Source organism: Streptomyces coeruleofuscus (assembly GCF_039532725.1).
Taxonomy (GTDB): Bacteria; Actinomycetota; Actinomycetes; order Streptomycetales; family Streptomycetaceae; genus Streptomyces; species Streptomyces coeruleofuscus.
Genome location: NZ_BAAASE010000008.1, coordinates 369,927 through 389,837, shown reverse-complemented (window position 1 = coordinate 389,837; position 19,911 = coordinate 369,927). Strand labels below are relative to the sequence as shown.

Annotated in this window: 18 protein-coding genes; 1 reads left to right on the top strand and 17 read right to left on the bottom strand. The window is 70.8% G+C overall.

Going from position 1 to position 19,911, the window contains the following annotated elements; all coding sequences use genetic code 11:
- Positions 1-16 precede the first annotated feature (16 nt).
- From ABFX81_RS30370 to pyrR, 14 genes are all read right to left on the bottom strand, one after another.
- Complete coding sequence (locus ABFX81_RS30370; RefSeq protein ID WP_346138936.1) at positions 17-2,188, bottom strand: primosomal protein N'; 2,172 nt, start codon at positions 2,186-2,188, stop codon at positions 17-19.
- A 157-nt stretch (positions 2,189-2,345) separates the two neighbouring features.
- Positions 2,346-3,554 (bottom strand): methionine adenosyltransferase, encoded by a 1,209-nt coding sequence (gene metK / locus ABFX81_RS30365; RefSeq protein WP_086599754.1) that lies wholly within the window; start codon positions 3,552-3,554, stop codon positions 2,346-2,348.
- A gap of 238 nt (positions 3,555-3,792) precedes the next feature.
- Complete coding sequence (gene coaBC, locus ABFX81_RS30360; protein ID WP_346138935.1) at positions 3,793-4,995, bottom strand: bifunctional phosphopantothenoylcysteine decarboxylase/phosphopantothenate--cysteine ligase CoaBC; 1,203 nt, start codon at positions 4,993-4,995, stop codon at positions 3,793-3,795.
- Positions 4,996-5,109: 114 nt separating this feature from the next.
- Positions 5,110-5,382: a DNA-directed RNA polymerase subunit omega gene (gene rpoZ, locus ABFX81_RS30355; protein WP_003988945.1), complete on the bottom strand. Its 273-nt coding sequence runs from the start codon at positions 5,380-5,382 to the stop codon at positions 5,110-5,112.
- 71 nt (positions 5,383-5,453) lie between these two features.
- Positions 5,454-6,011: a guanylate kinase gene (gmk, locus tag ABFX81_RS30350; protein WP_086840107.1), complete on the bottom strand. Its 558-nt coding sequence runs from the start codon at positions 6,009-6,011 to the stop codon at positions 5,454-5,456.
- A 58-nt stretch (positions 6,012-6,069) separates the two neighbouring features.
- On the bottom strand, positions 6,070-6,393 hold the full coding sequence (locus ABFX81_RS30345) for an integration host factor (protein WP_003977346.1): 324 nt from the start codon (positions 6,391-6,393) through the stop codon (positions 6,070-6,072).
- 277 nt (positions 6,394-6,670) lie between these two features.
- On the bottom strand, positions 6,671-7,516 hold the full coding sequence (gene pyrF, locus ABFX81_RS30340; RefSeq protein ID WP_086840109.1) for an orotidine-5'-phosphate decarboxylase: 846 nt from the start codon (positions 7,514-7,516) through the stop codon (positions 6,671-6,673).
- Complete coding sequence (locus tag ABFX81_RS30335; protein ID WP_086840111.1) at positions 7,513-8,619, bottom strand: quinone-dependent dihydroorotate dehydrogenase; 1,107 nt, start codon at positions 8,617-8,619, stop codon at positions 7,513-7,515. Before ABFX81_RS30335 ends, pyrF begins: the two co-directional genes overlap by 4 nt.
- 71 nt (positions 8,620-8,690) lie before the next feature.
- Positions 8,691-11,999 (bottom strand): carbamoyl-phosphate synthase large subunit, encoded by a 3,309-nt coding sequence (carB, locus tag ABFX81_RS30330; protein ID WP_086840113.1) that lies wholly within the window; start codon positions 11,997-11,999, stop codon positions 8,691-8,693.
- On the bottom strand, positions 11,992-13,134 hold the full coding sequence (gene carA, locus ABFX81_RS30325; RefSeq protein ID WP_086840115.1) for a glutamine-hydrolyzing carbamoyl-phosphate synthase small subunit: 1,143 nt from the start codon (positions 13,132-13,134) through the stop codon (positions 11,992-11,994). Before carA ends, carB begins: the two co-directional genes overlap by 8 nt.
- Positions 13,131-13,700, bottom strand: a complete 570-nt coding sequence (locus ABFX81_RS30320) for a PH-like domain-containing protein (protein WP_086840117.1) — start codon at positions 13,698-13,700, stop codon at positions 13,131-13,133. Before ABFX81_RS30320 ends, carA begins: the two co-directional genes overlap by 4 nt.
- Positions 13,697-15,010 (bottom strand): dihydroorotase, encoded by a 1,314-nt coding sequence (locus ABFX81_RS30315; RefSeq protein ID WP_086840119.1) that lies wholly within the window; start codon positions 15,008-15,010, stop codon positions 13,697-13,699. Before ABFX81_RS30315 ends, ABFX81_RS30320 begins: the two co-directional genes overlap by 4 nt.
- A 5-nt stretch (positions 15,011-15,015) precedes the next feature.
- Positions 15,016-15,993 carry an aspartate carbamoyltransferase catalytic subunit gene (locus tag ABFX81_RS30310; RefSeq protein WP_086840121.1) on the bottom strand — a complete coding sequence of 326 codons (978 nt, stop codon included), beginning with the start codon at positions 15,991-15,993 and terminating at the stop codon, positions 15,016-15,018.
- A 102-nt stretch (positions 15,994-16,095) separates the two neighbouring features.
- Positions 16,096-16,662 carry a bifunctional pyr operon transcriptional regulator/uracil phosphoribosyltransferase PyrR gene (pyrR, locus tag ABFX81_RS30305; RefSeq protein ID WP_086840123.1) on the bottom strand — a complete coding sequence of 189 codons (567 nt, stop codon included), beginning with the start codon at positions 16,660-16,662 and terminating at the stop codon, positions 16,096-16,098.
- 266 nt (positions 16,663-16,928) lie between these two features.
- Here pyrR and bldD point away from each other — a divergent pair, with 266 nt between their 5' ends.
- Positions 16,929-17,432: a transcriptional regulator BldD gene (bldD, locus tag ABFX81_RS30300; RefSeq protein ID WP_020938842.1), complete on the top strand. Its 504-nt coding sequence runs from the start codon at positions 16,929-16,931 to the stop codon at positions 17,430-17,432.
- A gap of 177 nt (positions 17,433-17,609) precedes the next feature.
- On the opposite strand, the gene nusB is transcribed toward bldD, so the two are convergent.
- From nusB to ABFX81_RS30285, 3 genes are read right to left on the bottom strand one after another with little or no spacing between them, the layout of a single operon-like run.
- Positions 17,610-18,044 carry a transcription antitermination factor NusB gene (gene nusB, locus ABFX81_RS30295; RefSeq protein ID WP_150479769.1) on the bottom strand — a complete coding sequence of 145 codons (435 nt, stop codon included), beginning with the start codon at positions 18,042-18,044 and terminating at the stop codon, positions 17,610-17,612.
- A gap of 2 nt (positions 18,045-18,046) precedes the next feature.
- On the bottom strand, positions 18,047-18,613 hold the full coding sequence (gene efp / locus ABFX81_RS30290; protein WP_150479770.1) for an elongation factor P: 567 nt from the start codon (positions 18,611-18,613) through the stop codon (positions 18,047-18,049).
- Positions 18,614-18,662: 49 nt separating this feature from the next.
- Positions 18,663-19,772: an aminopeptidase P family protein gene (locus ABFX81_RS30285; RefSeq protein WP_346138934.1), complete on the bottom strand. Its 1,110-nt coding sequence runs from the start codon at positions 19,770-19,772 to the stop codon at positions 18,663-18,665.
- Positions 19,773-19,911: the final 139 nt, after the last annotated feature.

Below are 19,911 nucleotides of genomic sequence, written 5' to 3'. Positions count from 1 at the left end.
GGACCCCGGCAGTGGCTCACCCGATGTCCGCCGGATCGATCCGCACCCAGACCCCACTCCCGGCGCCACTCCCGCTCCCGCTCCCACTCCCCCGAGCCATCCGCGCCGCCTGCGCGGCCTTCAGCGCGGCGGCCAGCGCGGCGCCCTTCCCCGGCGGCACCCGGATCAGCGCCCGCTCCCACTGCTCCCCGGGCGGCGGCGCCCCCGCCCGACGCGGTCGCCCCGCTGCGGGGACGGGCAACGGCACCGGTCCCAGCACTTCGGCCTCCGCCGGCAGTTCCGCAGTACGAAGGAACTCGGCCACGGCTTCCGGCTGCCCCGACACGGCCGCCATCCGCGACACCGGCGGAAACCCCAGCTCGGCCCGCTCGGCGAGTTCCCGCACCGCGTGACCGACGGGGTCCCACCGTACGAGGGCCTGGACGGGCCTCAGCGTCGGCTCGGCCACGACCACCACCGTGCCGCCCGCCGGCTGCGGCCGGACGAGCGACCCGGCCGCGATCCACCGCCGCAGCGCGTCCTCCCCGGCGCGCAGATCGGGCCGCCCGAGCATGGCCCACCCGTCCAGCAGCAGCGCCGCCGCGTACCCGCCCTCCGCGACGGGCTCGGCCCCCGGCGTACTCACCACCAGCGCGGGCACCCCCGGCACCGTGTCGAGCACGTGTTCACGGCCCGAGGTCCGCACCGGGACGGCGGGGAAGGCCCGTCCGAGCTCCTCGGCGGTCCGCCGGGCGCCCACCACCGAGGCGCGCAGCCGGAAGGCACCGCACTCCGGGCAGTGCCAGCCGCTCTCCTCACGGCCGCACCACCCGCAGCACAACGCGCCGCCGTCCCGCGTCTCCAGCGGGCCGGAGCACTGCCGGCACCGCGCGGGCGCCCGGCAGTTGGCGCACGCCATGCGCGGCACGTATCCCCGCCGGGGAACCTGTACCAGCACCGGACCGTGCCGCAGGCCGTCCCTGACGACCTGCCAGGCGAGCGTCGGCAGCCGGGCGGCCCGGGCGGCCTCGTCCCGTGCGAGGTCCCCGTCCCCGACGGTGCGGACCAGCGGAGCGGCAGCGCGCACCTGCTCACGCCCGGCGACGAGCGGGCGCGCCCACCCGCTCTCGACGAGCTGCGCGGCCTCCACCGTGCAGCCCCAGCTGCCCAGCAGGAAGCCGCACTTGTCCTGGGCGGCCCGCAGCAGCAGCACCTCGCGCGCGTGGGGCTGCGGGGCGTGCTGCTCGCTGTGGCTGTCGTCCCCGTCGTCCCAGATGGCCACGAGCCCGAGGTCCTGGACCGGCGCGAACATCGCGGCGCGCGTCCCGATCACGGCCCGTACGGAGCCCCGCCGGACCGCGAGCCACTGCGCGTACCGCTTCTCGGGCCCCGCGTCGGCGGTGAGCACGGCGTGCCGCCCCTCCCCCAGCAGGGCGGTCAGGGCGGCGTCGACCCGAGCGACCGCCCGCCCGTCGGGCAGGACGGCGAGGGCCCCGCGACCGGAGGCCAGTGTCGCCACGACCGCCCGGGCCAGCTCCTCGCTCCATTCCGGGCCGGGCAGCGCGTTCCACACGGCCCGTGGCGCACCGCCGGAGGCCAGCGACTCCAGGAAGGCCGCTCCCCGCTCGTACCGCTGCCAGGAGCCCGCCTCGGGTGCCGGGGGCGGCGCCAGCGGTGCGGGCGAGGGGCGCTGCTCGGCCCGGGCGTTGCGCGGCGGTACGGCGAGCTGGAGGACGTCGGCGAGGCTGCCCGCGTACCGGTCGGCGACCGCCCGGGCCAGGCCCAGCAGTTCCGCGCTCAGCACCCGCTCGGGCGACACGACCTGGGCGAGGGCGGCCAGCGGCCCCGAGTAGTCGGACTCGGGCAGCCGCTCGACGAGGAACCCGTCGATCAGCCCGCCGCCCTCGCGCCGACCGTCCCGCACCCGGTGCCGCCCGGCCCCGAACCTAACCCGCACCCGGACGCCCGGCTGGGCCTGCTCGTCCAGCTCCTCGGGCACGGCGTAGTCGAAGTACCGGTCGAGATGGAGCACGCCCTTGTCGACGAGCACCCGCGCGACGGGCAGGTCCTTGGCCAGCGCGGCCCCCCGCCAGGTCCGCGGCTTGGCCCGGGGCGTCTTGGCCTTCCGCACGCTCTCCCGGATGAGCGCGAGCTGCTCGGGCGGCGCACCCTCCGCGCCACCGCCCGCCTGTTCGTTCTCGCTGCTCACGCTTGCATTCTTACCAAACACCACTGACATCCGGCGGCGCCCGAGTACCCCTCGCCCGCCCACCGGACGCACGACGAGGCCCGGCGCCCCGAAGGGTGCCGGGCCTCGCGACGTACCGCGACGGCGTCGGCCTGCGGCTCCGCCGTCCTGCGGGGACTTACAGCCCCACGGCCTTGCGCAGCGCGTCCACACGGTCCGTCCGCTCCCAGGTGAACTCGGGAAGCTCGCGGCCGAAGTGGCCGTACGCCGCCGTCTGGGAGTAGATCGGGCGGAGCAGGTCGAGGTCGCGGATGATGGCGGCCGGACGGAGGTCGAAGACCTCGTCGATCGCCTTCTCGATCTTCTCCGTGTCGACCTTGGCGGTGCCGAAGGTCTCGACGAACAGACCGACCGGCTCGGCCTTGCCGATGGCGTACGCCACCTGGACCTCGCAGCGGGTGGCGAGGCCCGCGGCGACCACGTTCTTGGCGACCCAGCGCATCGCGTACGCCGCCGAGCGGTCCACCTTGGACGGGTCCTTGCCGGAGAAGGCGCCGCCGCCGTGGCGGGCCATGCCGCCGTAGGTGTCGATGATGATCTTGCGGCCGGTCAGGCCGGCGTCACCCATCGGGCCGCCGATCTCGAAGCGGCCGGTGGGGTTGACCAGGAGGCGGTAGTTCTCCGTGTCGAGCTTGATGCCCTCGTCGAGCAGCGCCTTGAGCTCCGGGTCGACGACGAACTCCTTGATGTCCGGAGCCAGGAGCGAGTCCAGGTCGATGTCGGATGCGTGCTGCGAGGAGACCACGACGGTGTCGAGGCGGACCGCCTTGTCGCCGTCGTACTCGATGGTGACCTGCGTCTTGCCGTCCGGGCGCAGGTAGGGGATGGTGCCGTTCTTGCGCACGTCGGACAGGCGCTTCGACAGGCGGTGCGCCAGGAAGATCGGCAGCGGCATCAGCGTCGGCGTCTCGTCCGTCGCGTAGCCGAACATCAGGCCCTGGTCGCCAGCGCCCTGCTTGTCGAGCTCGTCCTCGTCGCCCTCGACACGGGACTCGTAAGCCGTGTCCACGCCCTGGGCGATGTCCGGGGACTGGGCGCCGATGGAGACCGAGACGCCGCAGGAGGCGCCGTCGAAGCCCTTCTTCGAGGAGTCGTAGCCGATTTCGAGGATCTTGCTCCGGACCAGCGTCGCGATGTCCGCGTACGTCTTGGTCGTGACCTCGCCGGCCACGTGCACCAGGCCGGTCGTGATCAGGGTTTCGACGGCGACCCGGGAGGTCGGGTCCTCGCGGAGCAGCGCGTCGAGAATGGTGTCGCTGATCTGGTCAGCGATCTTGTCGGGGTGACCCTCGGTCACGGACTCCGAGGTGAACAGGCGACGGGACACAACGCTCCCTGGGGTTGCAGCGGCTGCTGGCTGATCATTTGGCGGACGGCGGGGGCTGCACCCGGCGCCGTCCGTGGAACAGCTTATCGGTCACGCTTAGGCCACGGTCTCCCTGTCTCGACACTCGGAAGCGCTGTGACCTGCGGCACGGGCATTCTGCCCAATGCCGTGCTGCGTTGGCCAGAGGCGCCACGCCCCGATCGGCCGGGTTTCACCGGGGTGCAGGGGGACTCAAACATCAGCGAAGGCGTTCGACCACCAGGTCCCAGACGGTTTCGGCCAGGGCTTCCTTGGGGCCGTGCGGCACTGCGGTCTCGCTGCCGTCGGCGCCGAGGACGACGGCCTCGTTCTCCTCGGAACCGAAGGTTCTGCTCTCCCCGACCTCGTTCACCACCAGCAGATCACAGCCCTTGCGCTTCAGTTTCGCGCGGCCGTTGGCGAGCACGTCGTCGGTCTCCGCCGCGAAGCCGACGATCACCTGTCCCGGGCGTACGCGGTCGGCGGAGACCTCCGCGAGGATGTCCGGATTCCGCACCAGGGTGATCGGCTCGGGCTCCTGGTCGTCCTTCTTCTTGATCTTCCCGGCCGCGTACACCGCCGGGCGGAAGTCCGCCACCGCCGCCGCCATGACCACCGCGTCCGCGTCGGCGGAGGCCTTCAGCACCGCCTCGCGCAGCTGCACGGCGGTGCCGACGGGGACGACGTCCACGCCGGCCGGGTCGGGCAGGGCGCTGTTGGCCGCGATCAGCGTGACGCGGGCGCCGCGGGCGGCCGCGGTGCGGGCGAGGGCGTAGCCCTGCTTGCCGGAGGAGCGGTTGCCGAGGAACCGGACGGGGTCCAGGGGCTCGCGGGTGCCGCCGGCGCTGACCACGACGTGCCGGCCCTTCAGGTCCGGCTCGGTCACGCCCCGGGCCAGCACCCGGCGGCAGACCTCGAAGATCTCGCCCGGGTCGGGCAGCCGGCCCTTGCCGGTGTCGACTCCGGTGAGACGGCCCACGGCCGGTTCGATGACGAGGGCGCCGCGGCGGCGCAGCGTCGCCACGTTCTCCTGGGTGGCCGGGTGCTCCCACATCTCCGTGTGCATGGCGGGGGCGAAGACGACCGGGCAGCGGGCGGTGAGCAGCGTGTTGGTGAGGAGGTCGTCGGCGAGGCCGTGGGCCGCCTTGGCGAGCATGTCGGCGGTGGCGGGGGCGACGACGACCAGGTCGGCGTGCTGTCCGATGCGGACGTGCGGGACCTCCTGCACGTCGTCCCACACCTCCGTGGAGACCGGGTTCCCGGAGAGCGCGGACCAGGTGGCGGCGCCGACGAAGTGCAGCGCGGAGGCGGTGGGCACCACGCGCACGTCATGGCCCGACTCCGTCAGCCGCCGCAGCAGCTCACAGGCCTTGTACGCGGCGATGCCGCCACTGACTCCCAGAACGACCTTCGGCTTGTCCACGTCTCTCCCCGGACCTCGGCAACCGGCACAACGTACGACTCCATGACACACCACAGGCCCGGCAGTCGGCCTGCCGGGCCTGTGGAAAAGTCAGCGTCAAGCTGCAAATAGTACTTACTGCGCCGGGCCTTCGACGGCCTCGGACGTCAGCAGCCCCGCATTGATCTCGCGAAGGGCGATCGAGAGCGGCTTCTCGTGGACGTGGGTGTCGACGAGAGGACCGACGTACTCGAGGAGACCCTCGCCGAGCTGCGAGTAGTACGCGTTGATCTGGCGGGCCCTCTTGGCCGCGTAGATCACGAGGCTGTACTTCGAGTCGGTGGCCTCGAGGAGCTCGTCGATCGGCGGGTTGATGATGCCCTCGGGCGCGGAGATGGAAGAGGACACGCTCTACCTTCCGATGGATGGGAAAGATTCTGTCGGGGTGATCAGCGAGACCCGGAATCGATCAGCGATGGTCACACGACGTGCACCAAGGCTAGCAGCTCGCGAGCCACGTCCTCGACGGAGGTGTTGACCAGGGTCGTATCGAACTCCGGCTCGGCGGCCAGTTCGGTCTTCGCCGCCTGGAGCCGGCGCTCGATCACCTCGGGCGGTTCGGTGCCCCGCCCGGTGAGTCTGCGCACCAGCTCCTCCCAGGAGGGGGGAGCCAGGAACACCAGCTGGGCCTCGGGCATCGACTCCCGGACCAGACGGGCGCCCTGGAGGTCGATCTCGAGGAGGACGGGCTCGCCCTTCTCCAGGCGCTCCTGCACGGCCGCACGCGGCGTTCCGTAGCGGTTGCCGGCGAACTCGGCCCACTCCAGCAGTTCACCGTTGGCGATCAGCTTGTCCATCTCGTCGTCGGTGACGAAGAAATAGTGGACCCCGTGCTTCTCGCCGGGGCGGGGCTTGCGGGTCGTCGCCGACACCGAGAGCCAGACCTCGGGGTGTTCCTTGCGCATATGGGCGACGACCGTGCTCTTGCCGACCCCGGAGGGGCCGGAGAGCACGGTCAGCCGCGGACGTTCACTCATGCAGCGATTATCCAGCAATCCCGGAGTGCCCGGGACTCGCTTCCCCGGAAGGACCGGTTCAGGAGCCGGTGCTGCCGAACTCGCGCTCCAGGGAGGCGATCTGGTTGGAACCGAGACCGCGCACACGACGGCTCTCGGAGATACCGAGTCGCTCCATGATCTGCTTGGCGCGGACCTTGCCCACGCCCGGGAGCGACTCGAGGAGGGCGGAGACCTTCATCTTGCCGATGACGTCGTTCTCCTGGCCCTGCTTGATGACCTCGTGAAGGGAGGCGCCGGAGTGCTTGAGTCGATTCTTGACCTCGGCCCGCTCCCGGCGAGCCGCGGCGGCCTTTTCGAGCGCGGCTGCGCGCTGTTCAGGGGTAAGGGGCGGAAGAGCCACGCCTACGTCACCTCGGATGTCGAACTGTCGGATACGGACCGGTGAGGAACCTAGTCGCCCCACACCTGGGGAGCTACGAGCAACACGCTTGCCCGTTCACTCTCGTCGGAGACTAGCGGGCAAGTCCGCCAGAGTCAGCGAGAACAGCGGAAAAGTCCTGGTCAGCCTTCATCTGAAGGGACATTTAGGACATACTGCCCCGGATTTGAGGATGTATTCAGACTCAAGCCTGCCCCGGACCACTCATCGGAGGACTCCGGAAGAGGTCAGGAGGACGTCAGGAGGAGGTCACGGTGTGACGGATCTCCTCCGCGAAGCGCTCCGCGGCATCACGCAGGGTGACCGCGTCGGGACCGTGGCGTAGCACTCCCCGGCTGACGTTCGGCACGACATTGCGCACCGCCGTCCCGAAGACCCGGGGAAGATCGGCCGGCGTGGCCCCCTGGGCACCGATGCCGGGCGCGAGGAGCGGGCCGTTGATGTCCAGGTCGTACGACGACAGGTCACCGAGCGTCGCGCCGACGACCGCGCCGAAGGACCCCAGGGGCTCCTCCCCCGCGTTCTCGGCGGACAGGTGCGCGAGCATGGTCGCTCCGATGTTCCGGCCGTCGGAGCGCACGGCGTGCTGGACCTCGCCGCCCTCCGGGTTGGAGGTCAGCGCCAGCACGAACAGCCCGGCGCCGCTCTCCCGCGCCAGCGCGACGGCCGGGCTCAGCGAGCCGTAGCCGAGGTAGGGCGAGACGGTCAGCGCGTCGGAGAACAGCGGCGCGTCCTTGTGCAGGAAGGACTCGGCGTACGCGGCCATGGTCGAGCCGATGTCGCCGCGCTTGGCGTCCATCACGACCAGCGCGCCCGCGGCCCGCGCCTCGGCCACCGACTTCTCCAGGACGGCGACGCCGCGCGAGCCGAACCGCTCGAAGAACGCGCTCTGCGGCTTGAGCACGGCGACCCGGTCGGCCAGCGCCTCGACGACCGTGCGGCTGAACCGCTCCAGGCCCGCCACGTCGTCGTTGAGGCCCCACTCGGCGAGCAGGGAGGCGTGCGGGTCGATGCCGACGCACAGCGGGCCGCGCTCGTCCATGGCGCGGCGCAGGCGGGCGCCGAAGGGTTCGAGACCACTCATGCCGTCTTCCTCACGTCGGCGCCCACCGCGTCGGCGAGCGTGGCGTACGGGCTGGTGCGCAGGCGCGCGGCGAGCCCCTTGTGGAGGGCGCGAGCGTAAAACGGCCCCTCGTAGATGAAGGCGCTGTAGCCCTGGACCAGCGTGGCGCCGGCCAGGATGCGCTGCCAGGCGTCCTCGGCGTTCTCGACGCCCCCGACGCCCACCAGGGTGATCCGGTCGCCCACGCGCGCGTAGAGGCGGCGCAGGACCTCCAGGGAGCGTTCCTTCAGGGGTGCTCCGGACAGGCCGCCGGTCTCCTCGACCAGCGAGGAGTCGGACTTCAGGCCGAGTCCCTCGCGCGCGATGGTGGTGTTCGTGGCGATGATCCCGTCCAGGCCGAGTTCCACGGCGAGGTCGGCGACGGCGTCGATGTCCTCGTCGGCGAGGTCCGGCGCGATCTTGACCAGGAGCGGGACACGTCGCGCGGACACCGCGCGGTCGGCGGCCTCGCGGACGGCGCTCAGCAGGGGGCGCAGCGCCTCCGTGGCCTGGAGATTGCGCAGACCGGGCGTGTTCGGGGAGGAGACGTTGACCACGAGGTAGTCGGCGTAGGGCGCCAGCCGCTCGGCGGACTTCACGTAGTCAGCGACGGCCTCCTCCTCGGGTACGACCTTGGTCTTGCCGATGTTGACGCCGACGACGGTCTTGAAGACGGGCGTCCGGGAGGCCAGGCGGGCGGCGACGCGGAGCGACCCGTCGTTGTTGAAGCCCATGCGGTTGATCAGCGCCCGGTCCTTGATCAGCCGGAACAGCCGCTGCTTGGGGTTGCCGGGCTGGGGCTCGCCGGTGACCGTGCCGATCTCGACGTGGTCGAAGCCGAGCATGGCCATGCCGTCGATGCCGACGGCGTTCTTGTCGAAGCCCGCGGCGAGCCCGAAGGGGCCGTGCATGCGCAGTCCGAAGGCCTCCGTGCGCAGCTCCTTGTGGCGGGGCGCGAGGGCGGCCGCGAGGAAGGTGCGCAGGACGGGGACGCGGGCGGCCAGCCGGATCCAGCGGAAGGCGAGGTGGTGGGCCTGCTCCGGGTCCATCCGCTTGAAGAGCAGACTGAAAAAGATCTTGTACATGGTGTCCTCACGAAGACATGGGCGTCCTCACGAAGAGGGGGACACCGTTTCCGGTGTCCCCCTCGGGGCTGCTAGTCGCGGGCCGCGGTCAGGTGTTCCGCGTGTTCCTGGAGCGATCGGACGCTCACGTCGCCGCGGTTGAGGGCGTCGATGCCCTGGACCGCCGCCGCGAGCGCCTGGACCGTCGTCAGGCACGGCACGGAGCGTGCCACGGCCGCCGTACGGATGTCGTAGCCGTCGAGGCGGCCGCCGGTGCCGTACGGGGTGTTGACGATGAGGTCGACCTCGCCGTCGTGGATGAGCTGGACGATGGTCTTCTCGCCGTTGGGGCCGGTGCCCTCGGACTGCTTGCGCACGATCGTGGCGTTGATGCCGTTGCGCTTGAGCACCTCGGCCGTGCCGGACGTGGCGAGCAGCTCGAAGCCGTGGGCGACGAGCTCGCGGGCCGGGAAGATCATCGAGCGCTTGTCGCGGTTGGCGACCGAGATGAAGGCGCGGCCCTTGGTGGGCAGCGGGCCGTAGGCGCCCGCCTGCGACTTGGCGTACGCCGTGCCGAAGACCGAGTCGATGCCCATGACCTCGCCGGTGGAGCGCATCTCCGGGCCGAGGACCGTGTCGACGCCGCGGCCGTGGATGTCGCGGAAGCGCGACCAGGGCATGACGGCCTCCTTGACGGAGATCGGCGCGTCGAACGGCAGCTCGCCGCCGTCGCCGTCGGCCGGCAGCAGGCCCTCGGCGCGCAGCTCGGCGATGGTCGCGCCCAGGGAGATCCGGGCGGCGGCCTTGGCCAGCGGCACCGCGGTCGCCTTCGAGGTGAAGGGGACGGTCCGGGAGGCGCGCGGGTTGGCCTCCAGCACGTAGAGGATGTCGCCCGCGAGCGCGAACTGGATGTTGATCAGGCCGCGCACCCCGACGCCCTTCGCGATGCCCTCCGTGGAGGCGCGCAGGCGCTTGATGTCGAAGCCGCCGAGCGTGATCGGGGGCAGGGCGCACGCCGAGTCGCCGGAGTGGATGCCGGCCTCCTCGATGTGCTCCATGACGCCGCCGAGGTAGAGCTCCTCGCCGTCGTAGAGCGCGTCGACGTCGATCTCGATCGCGTCGTCGAGGAACCGGTCGACCAGGACCGGACGCGACGGGCTGATCTCCGTCGACTCGGCGATGTACGCCTCCAGGCGCGTCTCGTCGTAGACGATCTCCATGCCGCGCCCGCCGAGGACGTACGAGGGACGCACCAGGACCGGGTAGCCGATCTCGTCGGCGATGGCCTTGGCCTCGGCGAAGGTGGTGGCGGTGCCGTGCTTGGGGGCCGGGAGGCCGGCCTCCTTGAGGACCCGGCCGAAGGCGCCCCGGTCCTCGGCGGCGTGGATGGCCTCCGGGGACGTGCCGACGATGGGCACGCCGTTGTCCTTCAGCGCCTGCGACAGGCCCAGCGGGGTCTGGCCGCCGAGCTGGACGATGACGCCCGCGACCGGGCCGGCCTGCTGCTCGGCGTGGACGATCTCCAGCACGTCCTCCAGCGTCAGCGGCTCGAAGTACAGACGGTCGGAGGTGTCGTAGTCCGTGGAGACGGTCTCCGGGTTGCAGTTGACCATCACCGTCTCGTATCCGGCGTCGCTCAGCGCGAAGGAGGCGTGGACGCAGGAGTAGTCGAACTCGATGCCCTGGCCGATGCGGTTCGGGCCGGAGCCCAGGATGATGACGGCGGCCTTCTCGCGGGGCGCGACCTCGGTCTCCTCGTCGTAGGAGGAGTAGAAGTACGGCGTCTTCGCGGCGAACTCGGCTGCGCAGGTGTCGACCGTCTTGTAGACCGGGCGGATGCCGAGCGCGTGCCGGACCTCGCGGACGACGTCCTCGCGCAGGCCGCGGATCTCGCCGATCTGGGTGTCGGAGAAGCCGTGCCGCTTGGCCTCGGCGAGCAGGTCGGTGGTCAGCTCGGGGGCCTCGGCCAGTTCGTCCGCGATCTCCTTGATCAGGAAGAGCTGGTCGACGAACCAGGGGTCGATCTTCGTGTACTCGAAGACCTCCTCGGGCGTGGCGCCCGCGCGGATGGCCTGCATGACGGTGTTGATCCGGCCGTCGGTGGGGCGCACGGCCTCGCGGAGCAGCTCGTCCTTGTCGCCGGGTTCGCCGACGAAGGTGAACTGGCTGCCCTTCTTCTCCAGCGAGCGCATGGCCTTCTGGAAGGCCTCGGTGAAGTTGCGGCCGATGGCCATGGCCTCGCCGACCGACTTCATCGTGGTGGTGAGGGTGGAGTCCGCGCTCGGGAACTTCTCGAAGGCGAAGCGCGGGGCCTTCACGACCACGTAATCGAGCGTCGGCTCGAAGGAGGCGGGGGTCTCCTGCGTGATGTCGTTCGGGATCTCGTCCAGCGTGTAGCCGACGGCGAGCTTGGCGGCGATCTTGGCGATCGGGAAACCGGTCGCCTTGGAGGCGAGCGCCGAGGAGCGCGAGACGCGCGGGTTCATCTCGATGACGATGACGCGGCCGTCCTCGGGGTTCACCGCGAACTGGATGTTGCAGCCGCCGGTGTCGACGCCGACCTCGCGGATGACGGCGATGCCGATGTCGCGGAGGGTCTGGTACTCGCGGTCCGTCAGCGTCATCGCGGGCGCGACGGTGATCGAGTCGCCGGTGTGCACGCCCATGGGGTCGAAGTTCTCGATGGAGCAGACGACCACGACGTTGTCGTGCTTGTCGCGCATCAGCTCCAGCTCGTACTCCTTCCAGCCGAGGATGGACTCCTCCAGGAGCACCTCGGTGGTCGGCGAGAGCGTGAGGCCCTGCCCGGCGATGCGGCGCAGCTCCTCCTCGTCGTGCGCGAAGCCGGAGCCGGCGCCGCCCATGGTGAAGGACGGGCGGACGACGACGGGGTAGCCGCCGAGCTCCTCGACGCCCTTGAGGACGTCGTCCATGGAGTGGCAGATGTAGGACCGCGCGGACTCGCCGTGGCCGATCTTCTTGCGGACCTCCTCCACGACCTCCTTGAACTGGTCGCGGTCCTCGCCCTTGTGGATGGCCTCGACGTTGGCGCCGATCAGCTCGACGCCGTACTTGTCCAGGACGCCGTTCTCGTGCAGCGAGATCGCGGTGTTGAGGGCCGTCTGGCCGCCCAGGGTCGGCAGCAGCGCGTCGGGGCGCTCCTTGGCGATGATCTTCTCGACGAACTCGGGGGTGATCGGCTCGACGTACGTGGCGTCGGCGATCTCCGGGTCGGTCATGATCGTCGCCGGGTTGGAGTTCACCAGGACGACCCGCAGGCCCTCGGCCTTCAGGACACGGCACGCCTGGGTGCCGGAGTAGTCGAACTCGGCGGCCTGGCCGATGACGATCGGGCCGGAGCCGATGACCAGGACGGACTGGATATCGGTGCGCTTAGGCACGCTGGCCCTCCATCAGGGATACGAAGCGGTCGAACAGGTAGGCGGCGTCGTGCGGGCCGGCTGCCGCTTCGGGGTGGTACTGGACGCTGAAGGCGGGGCGGTCGAGGAGCTGGAGCCCCTCCACCACGTTGTCGTTCAGGCAGACGTGGGACACCTCGGCGCGGCCGAACGGGGTCTCGGAGACCTGGTCGAGCGGGGCGTCGACGGCGAAGCCGTGGTTGTGCGCGGTGACCTCGACCTTGCCGGTCGTACGGTCCTGCACCGGCTGGTTGATGCCGCGGTGGCCGTACTTCAGCTTGTAGGTGCCGAAGCCGAGCGCGCGGCCCAGGATCTGGTTGCCGAAGCAGATGCCGAACAGCGGGGTGCCGCGCTCCAGGACGCCCTGCATGACGGAGACGGGGTGGTCGGCGGTGGCCGGGTCGCCCGGGCCGTTGGAGAAGAACACGCCGTCCGGGTTCACCGCGTAGACGTCCTCGACGGTCGTGGTCGCCGGGAGCACGTGCACCTCGATGCCGCGCTCGGCCATGCGGTGCGGGGTCATGCCCTTGATGCCGAGGTCGACGGCGGCGACGGTGAACTTCTTCTCGCCGATCGCGGGGACGACGTACGGCTCGGTGGTGGCGACCTCCGCGGAGAGGTTCGCGCCCTTCATCTGCGGGGCTTCCTGCACGCGGGCGAGGAGTGCGCTGTCGTCGCGGACCGCGTCACCGCTGAAGATGCCGACGCGCATGGCGCCGCGCTCGCGCAGGTGGCGCGTGAGGGCGCGGGTGTCGATGCCGGAGATGCCGACGACGCCCTGGGCGGCCAGCTCCTCGTCCAGCGAGCGCCGGGAGCGCCAGTTGGACGGCACGCGCGCGGGGTCGCGTACGACGTACCCGGAGACCCAGATCCTCTTGGACTCCATGTCCTCGTCGTTGACGCCGGTGTTGCCGACGTGCGGGGCGGTCATCACCACGACCTGGCGGTGGTACGACGGGTCGGTGAGGGTCTCCTGGTAGCCGGTCATGCCGGTGGAGAACACCGCCTCGCCGAAGGTCTCCCCCACGGCCCCGTAGGCGCGGCCGCGGAAGACCCGGCCGTCCTCCAGGACGAGTACGGCGGGAGTTTTGGCGGCTCCCCTGGTGGAGGTGGTCATCGTTCGGCGCCTTCCCTGCTGTTCGTTTCGATCATGGAGTTGATGGCCTCGACCCACTCGTTGTGTTCGGCCGCGTGGTCGGAGCGGAAGCCGGAGTCGATCAGCCGGTCGCCGTGCTCCCAGGTGACGACGAGCAGGCCGCCCTCGGTGAGCACCTTGCCGGCGATGCCCTTGTCGAGCCGGGCCTCGCGGAGCTGGGCGGCCGGGACGAAGAAGTCGCTCGCCCCGGGGCGCACGACGTCCAGTCCGGCGTCCGTGAGGGTCAGCTCGGCGCGGCTGCGGGTGCCCAAACCGTGCGCGACGATGCGGTCGAGCCACTGTCCGGCGGTGGTGGAGCCGTGGTAGCGGCCGCTCATGGCCAGGCGCTCCGGGCCCGTCTCGTCCGGGGTGGTGGGCAGCTCGGGCAGGTCGCCCTGGAGCGTGCCGCGCCACTTCCAGCCCTCGCGCATCAGCCAGTAGACGAGCGCGACGAACAGGGCGAGGCCGACGACCCAGCCGATGCGGGCGGCCCAGTCGGTCACTTGCGCCGATTCCTTCTCGGCGGCCAGCAGGAGTACAGGTGTCACGTCAGCTTCCCGTCGACGAGCGTGGCCTTGCCCCGCAGCCACGTGTGCGTCACACGGCCCGGCAGCTCACGACCCTCGTAGGGGGTGTTGCGGCTGCGCGAGGCGAAGCCCGCGGGGTCCACAGAGCCACGGTATGCCGTGTCGACGAGGGTGAGGTTGGCGGGCTCACCTGCCGAGACGGGACGGCCGTGCCCCTTGGTCTGTCCGATCTGCGCGGGCTTGAAGGACATACGGTCGGCGACGCCGGCCCAGTCCAGCAGGCCCGTGTCGACCATGGTCTCCTGCACCACTGACAACGCGGTCTCCAGGCCGACCATGCCCATGGCGGCCGCGGCCCACTCGCAGTCCTTGTCCTCGTGGGGGTGCGGGGCGTGGTCGGTGGCGACGATGTCGATCGTGCCGTCGGCGAGCGCCTCGCGCAGCGCCATCACGTCGCGCTCGGTGCGCAGCGGCGGGTTGACCTTGTAGACGGGGTTGTACGTGCGGACCAGCTCGTCGGTGAGGAGGAGGTGGTGGGGGGTGACCTCGGCGGTGACGTCGATGCCGCGGGACTTGGCCCAGCGGACGATCTCGACGGACCCGGCGGTCGACAGGTGGCAGATGTGGACGCGGGAGCCGACGTGGTCGGCGAGCAGGACATCCCGGGCGATGATCGATTCTTCGGCCACCGCGGGCCAGCCCCCGAGACCCAGTTGGGCGGAGACGACGCCCTCGTTCATCTCTGCGCCCTCGGTCAGCCGCGGCTCCTGCGCGTGCTGCGCGACGACACCGCCGAAGGCCTTCACGTACTCCAGGGCCCGGCGCATGATCACCGCGTCGTGGACGCACTTGCCGTCGTCGGAGAAGACGGTGACCCCGGCGGCCGACTCGTACATGGCGCCCAGCTCGGCGAGCTTGCGGCCCTCCAGGCCGACGGTGACGGCGCCGATCGGCTGGACGTCGCAGTAGCCGTGCTCCTTGCCGAGCCGCCAGACCTGCTCGACGACCCCGGCGGTGTCGGCGACCGGGAAGGTGTTGGCCATGGCGAACACGGTCGTGTAGCCGCCGGAGGCCGCGGCCCGCGTACCCGTGAGGACGGTCTCGGAGTCCTCGCGGCCGGGCTCGCGCAGATGGGTGTGCAGGTCGACCAGGCCCGGCAGCAGCACCTTGCCCTCGGCCTCGACGACCTCAGCGCCCTCGGCGGACAGCCCGCTGCCGCTCCAATCGATTTCGCCCTGCCGGGCGGTGGCCGCGATCGTCCCACCGTCGATCAGCACGTCCTGCGGCTCGCCGCCCAGCACCTTCGCACCACGGATAAGGATCTTGCTCATCTGTCTTACTTCTCCTCGGTACGGGTCTGGGTGACGGCGGGTTCGTTTCCGCCCAGCAGCAGGTACAGGACGGCCATCCGGATGGAGACTCCGTTCGCGACCTGCTCGACGACGGTGCAGCGGTCGGAGTCGGCGACCTCGGCGGTGATCTCCATGCCGCGGACCATCGGGCCGGGGTGCATCACGACGGCGTGCTCGGGCATCCGCGCCATGCGGTCGCCGTCGAGGCCGTAGCGCCGGGAGTACTCGCGCTCGGTCGGGAAGAAGGCGGCGTTCATGCGCTCGCGCTGGACGCGCAGCATCATCACCGCGTCGGACTTGGGCAGCGTGCTGTCGAGGTCGTACGACACCTCGCAGGGCCAGGTCTCGATGCCGACGGGCACCAGGGTCGGCGGGGCGACGAGGGTGACCTCGGCGCCGAGGGTGTGCAGCAGGTCGACGTTGGAGCGGGCGACGCGGCTGTGCAGGACGTCGCCGACGATGGTGATGCGCTTGCCTTCGAGGTCCTGGCCGATCCCGGCGTCCGGGCCGATCAGGCGGCGGCGCATGGTGAAGGCGTCCAGCAGGGCCTGGGTGGGGTGCTGGTGGGTGCCGTCGCCGGCGTTGACGACGGCCGCGTCGATCCAGCCGGAGTTCGCCAGCCGGTACGGGGCTCCTGAGGCGCCGTGCCGGATGACCACGGCGTCGACGCCCATGGCCTCCAGGGTCTGGGCGGTGTCCTTCAGGGACTCGCCCTTGGACACGCTCGACCCCTTGGCGGAGAAGTTGATGACGTCCGCGGACAGCCTCTTCTCGGCGGCCTCGAAGGAGATCCGGGTCCGGGTGGAGTCCTCGAAGAAGAGGTTGACGATCGTGCGGCCGCGCAGGGTCGGCAGCTTCTTGATCGGCCGGTCGGCGACCCGGGCCATCTCCTCGGCGGTGTCGAGGATCAGGACGGCGTCGTCGCGGGTGAGGTCGGCGGCCGAGATGAGATGACGCTGCATCTGTCAGGCTCCGTAAGGCAGTTCAAACGGGAGATTCGGGGCAGACGGGCGCGCGCGTGCGCGCACTGAGCCGGCGTACGACAACGGCGTACGCCTGAAGCGCTACTGGGCGGTCGGCTTGGCACCGAGCAGCACGGTGTCGCGACCGTCCTCCTCGGCGAGCTGGACCTTGACCGTCTCCCGCAACGACGTGGGGAGGTTCTTGCCGACGTAGTCGGCGCGGATGGGCAGTTCGCGGTGGCCGCGGTCGACGAGGACCGCGAGCTGCACCGCGCGGGGGCGCCCGATGTCGTTCAGGGCGTCGAGGGCGGCGCGGATGGTGCGGCCGGAGAAGAGGACGTCGTCGACGAGGACGACGAGCTTGCCGTCGATGCCGTCACCGGGGATCTCCGTGCGGGCCAGCGCACGCGGCGGGTGCATGCGCAGGTCGTCGCGGTACATGGTGATGTCGAGCGAGCCGCACGGAACCTTGCGCTCGGTGATCTGCTCGAGCTTGTCGGCGATCCGCCGGGCCAGGAAGACGCCGCGGGTCGGAATGCCGAGGAGCACCACGTCGTCGGCGCCTTTTGCGCGTTCGACGATCTCGTGGGCGATGCGGGTCAGTACCCGTGCGATGTCGGGCCCTTCGAGAACGGGCCGGGCATCGGACTGCGAGTCGTGCGTGTCCATATGAAACGGACCTCCTTCTCCGCCTCACGGGACGGACCTTAAAGGACGTCGGGATTGCGCCATCCACGGTAGCAGGCCCCCGCTGCCGCCCGGACGGCCCCCTCCGATCACCCACTCGGCCTAACAGAGTGCCGATACCACGGAAGAGTCGGTGCGGACCATTCGGCTTGACGCGGCAGAGTAACGCTGCGTAACCTCACAGTGAGTTACCAGCCGCGCGGCCTGGCACCCACGCCAGACGCGTCGACACAGTGCCGGGGAGCTATATGTCCAGCGAATACGCCAAACAGCTCGGGGCCAAGCTCCGGGCGATCCGCACCCAGCAGGGCCTTTCCCTCCACGGTGTCGAGGAGAAGTCCCAGGGACGCTGGAAGGCGGTCGTGGTCGGTTCGTACGAGCGCGGCGACCGAGCCGTGACCGTGCAGCGCCTTGCCGAGCTGGCGGATTTCTACGGCGTTCCGGTGCAGGAGCTGCTCCCGGGCACCACCCCGGGCGGCGCCGCCGAGCCGCCGCCGAAGCTGGTCCTGGACCTGGAGCGGCTGGCCACGGTGCCGGCCGAGAAGGCGGGCCCCCTTCAGCGCTACGCGGCCACGATCCAGTCGCAGCGCGGTGACTACAACGGCAAGGTGCTCTCGATCCGCCAGGACGACCTGCGCACACTCGCCGTCATCTACGACCAGTCGCCTTCGGTCCTCACCGAGCAGCTGATCAGCTGGGGCGTGCTGGACGCGGACGCGCGCCGCGCGGTGGCCACCCACGAGGACGCCTGACCGCTTCGGGGGGGGCAGCAGAAACGTGCCGCCGGGGTGGCCGGAACCGTATGGTTCCGGCCACCCCGGCGGCGTTCTGAGGGCCTGGCAGCCCTCGAAGGTACGGGAACGCCGGAGGGCCCGCAGCGTGACTGCTGCGGGCCCTCCGGCGTTCTGTCCGTCTCAGACCTCGTCGTCTCAGACTTCGTCGCGACGGAGCGAGGGCTTGAGCTCCTTCAGCCGTCCGAGCAGGCCGTTCACGAACGAGGGCGACTCGTCCGTGGAGAATTCCTTCGCCAGCTGCACCATCTCGTCGAGGACGACGGCGTCCGGGGTCTCGTCGACCCAGATCAGCTCATAGGCGCCGAGCCGCAGGATGTTGCGGTCGACGACCGGCATCCTGTCGAGCGTCCAGCCGACCGAGTACTGGGCGAGCAGCTCGTCGATGCGCTTCGCGCGCTGCGCGTAGCCCTCGACCAGCTCCATCGTGTACTCGCTCACCGGCGGCTGCCGGGTGTCGGCCCGGGAGAGCCGGACCCAGTCGGCGAGGACGGTCAGGACCTCGGCGCCGCGCTGGTCACCCTCGAAGAGGATCTGGAAGGCGCGCTTGCGGGCTGTGTTGCGGGCAGCCACGGTTAGCTGTTCACCCGGCCGAGGTAGTCGCTGGTGCGGGTGTCGACCTTGATCTTCTCACCGGTGGTGATGAAGAGCGGGACCTGGATCTGGTGACCGGTCTCCAGCGTGGCGGGCTTGGTGCCGCCGGTGGACCGGTCGCCCTGGACGCCCGGCTCGGTCTCCTGGACGACCAGCTCGACGGCGGCCGGCAGCTCGACGAAGAGCACCTCGCCCTCGTGCTGTGCCACGGTGGCCGTGAAGCCCTCGATCAGGAAGTTGGCGGCGTCGCCGACGGCCTTGCGGTCGACCATGAGCTGGTCGTAGGTCTCCATGTCCATGAAGACGAAGTAGTCGCCGTCCATGTAGGAGAACTGCATGTCGCGCTTGTCGACGGTGGCCGTTTCGACCTTGACGCCGGCGTTGAAGGTCTTGTCGACGACCTTGCCGGAGAGCACGTTCTTGAGCTTGGTGCGCACGAAGGCCGGGCCCTTGCCGGGCTTGACGTGCTGGAACTCGACGACGGACCAGAGCTGGCCGCCTTCGAGCTTGAGCACCATGCCGTTCTTGAGGTCGTTCGTGGAAGCCACGGTTGCGGAATCTCCTGGACTGACGTACGACCCCGGGGCACGCACCTGCCTACAGGGCGAGCAGCTCCTTGGTCGTGATGGTGAGTAGCTCGGGTCCGCCATCCGCCTCGGGGCGGACGACGAGCGTGTCATCGATCCGGACACCGCCCCGTCCCGGGAGGTGGACCCCAGGTTCGACGGTGACCGGCACGCAAGCGTCCAGTTTACCCATGGCCGCGGGACTCAATTGAGGGTCCTCGTCGATTTCGAGCCCCACCCCGTGTCCGGTCAGGGCCGTGAGGCCCTCCGTGTACCCCGCGGAGTCCAGCACCTGGCGGGCCGCACGGTCGACGTCCCGGCAGGCGGCGCCGGGTACCAGGCTCTCACGTCCGGCGCGCTGCGCCGCGAAGACCAGGTCGTACAGCTCGATCTGCCAGTCCGCGGGAGCGGTCCCGATGACGAACGTACGGCCGATCTCGCAGCGGTAACCGCGGTACGTCGCGCCGAGGCAGACGGAGAGGAAGTCGCCCTCCTCGACGCGACGGTCGGTGGGCCGGTGCCCGGGCCGTCCGGCGTTCGGCCCCGTGGCGACGGAAGTGGGGAAGGCCGGGCCGTCGGCCCCGTGGTCCACGAGGCGTCTTTCGAGCTCCAGGGCGAGGTGGCGCTCGGTCCGCCCGACGAGGATGGACTCCAGCAGTTCGCCGAGGGCCTGGTCGGTGATCTCGGCGCCGATGCGGAGGCAGGAGATCTCCTCCTCGTCCTTGACGACCCTGAGCTGCTCGACCGCGCCGCAGAGGTTGGCCAGGCGCAGCCCGGGGGCGACCGAGCCGAGGGCGCGGTGCCGGGCCACGGTGAGGTGGTGTTCCTCCACGGCGAGGGAGTCGGCACCCTGGCGCGCGGCGAGGCCGGCGGCCGCGACGGCCGGGTCGCCCCCGCCGACACCGGGCAGGGGCTGTACGCGCAGGGCCTCGTCGGGACGCTCCTGCGTGGGGCGGTCGGCCGTCGGGCCGGCACACACCAGGAGGTCCTCGGTCTTGCCCAGCAGCAGAACGGCGCCGTGCGGGGCGGCGCCCGCGAGATAGCGCACATTGGCGGGGCGGGAGACCAGCGCCGCCGCGCTGCCGCCCGCGTTGCAGTATTCCCTCAGACGCGTCCGGCGGGCCGCGTACACCTCTGACATGACCCGAGCCTACGAGCGACGGGGAGATGCCGCCGGTCGGGAGGGCCGAGTGGGGGTTCGCATCCGCTCAGCTACGGGCATGCGTGCCTCCCCCAGTGGCTCAAGGCCCTGGCCAGGTGCCCCCAGGGCGGCACGGGTG

Excerpts from the sequence above, each read along its gene's own strand:
- gmk (WP_086840107.1), bottom strand. The coding sequence starts at position 6,011 with ATGAGTGAACGTCCGCGGCTGACCGTGCTCTCCGGCCCCTCCGGGGTC.
- pyrF (WP_086840109.1), bottom strand. The coding sequence starts at position 7,516 with ATGAGTGGTCTCGAACCCTTCGGCGCCCGCCTGCGCCGCGCCATGGAC.
- ABFX81_RS30335 (WP_086840111.1), bottom strand. The coding sequence starts at position 8,619 with ATGTACAAGATCTTTTTCAGTCTGCTCTTCAAGCGGATGGACCCGGAG.
- carA (WP_086840115.1), bottom strand. The coding sequence starts at position 13,134 with ATGACCACCTCCACCAGGGGAGCCGCCAAAACTCCCGCCGTACTCGTC.
- ABFX81_RS30315 (WP_086840119.1), bottom strand. The coding sequence starts at position 15,010 with ATGAGCAAGATCCTTATCCGTGGTGCGAAGGTGCTGGGCGGCGAGCCG.
- ABFX81_RS30310 (WP_086840121.1), bottom strand. The coding sequence starts at position 15,993 with ATGCAGCGTCATCTCATCTCGGCCGCCGACCTCACCCGCGACGACGCC.
- pyrR (WP_086840123.1), bottom strand. The coding sequence starts at position 16,662 with ATGGACACGCACGACTCGCAGTCCGATGCCCGGCCCGTTCTCGAAGGG.
- bldD (WP_020938842.1), top strand. The coding sequence starts at position 16,929 with ATGTCCAGCGAATACGCCAAACAGCTCGGGGCCAAGCTCCGGGCGATC.
- ABFX81_RS30285 (WP_346138934.1), bottom strand. The coding sequence starts at position 19,772 with ATGTCAGAGGTGTACGCGGCCCGCCGGACGCGTCTGAGGGAATACTGC.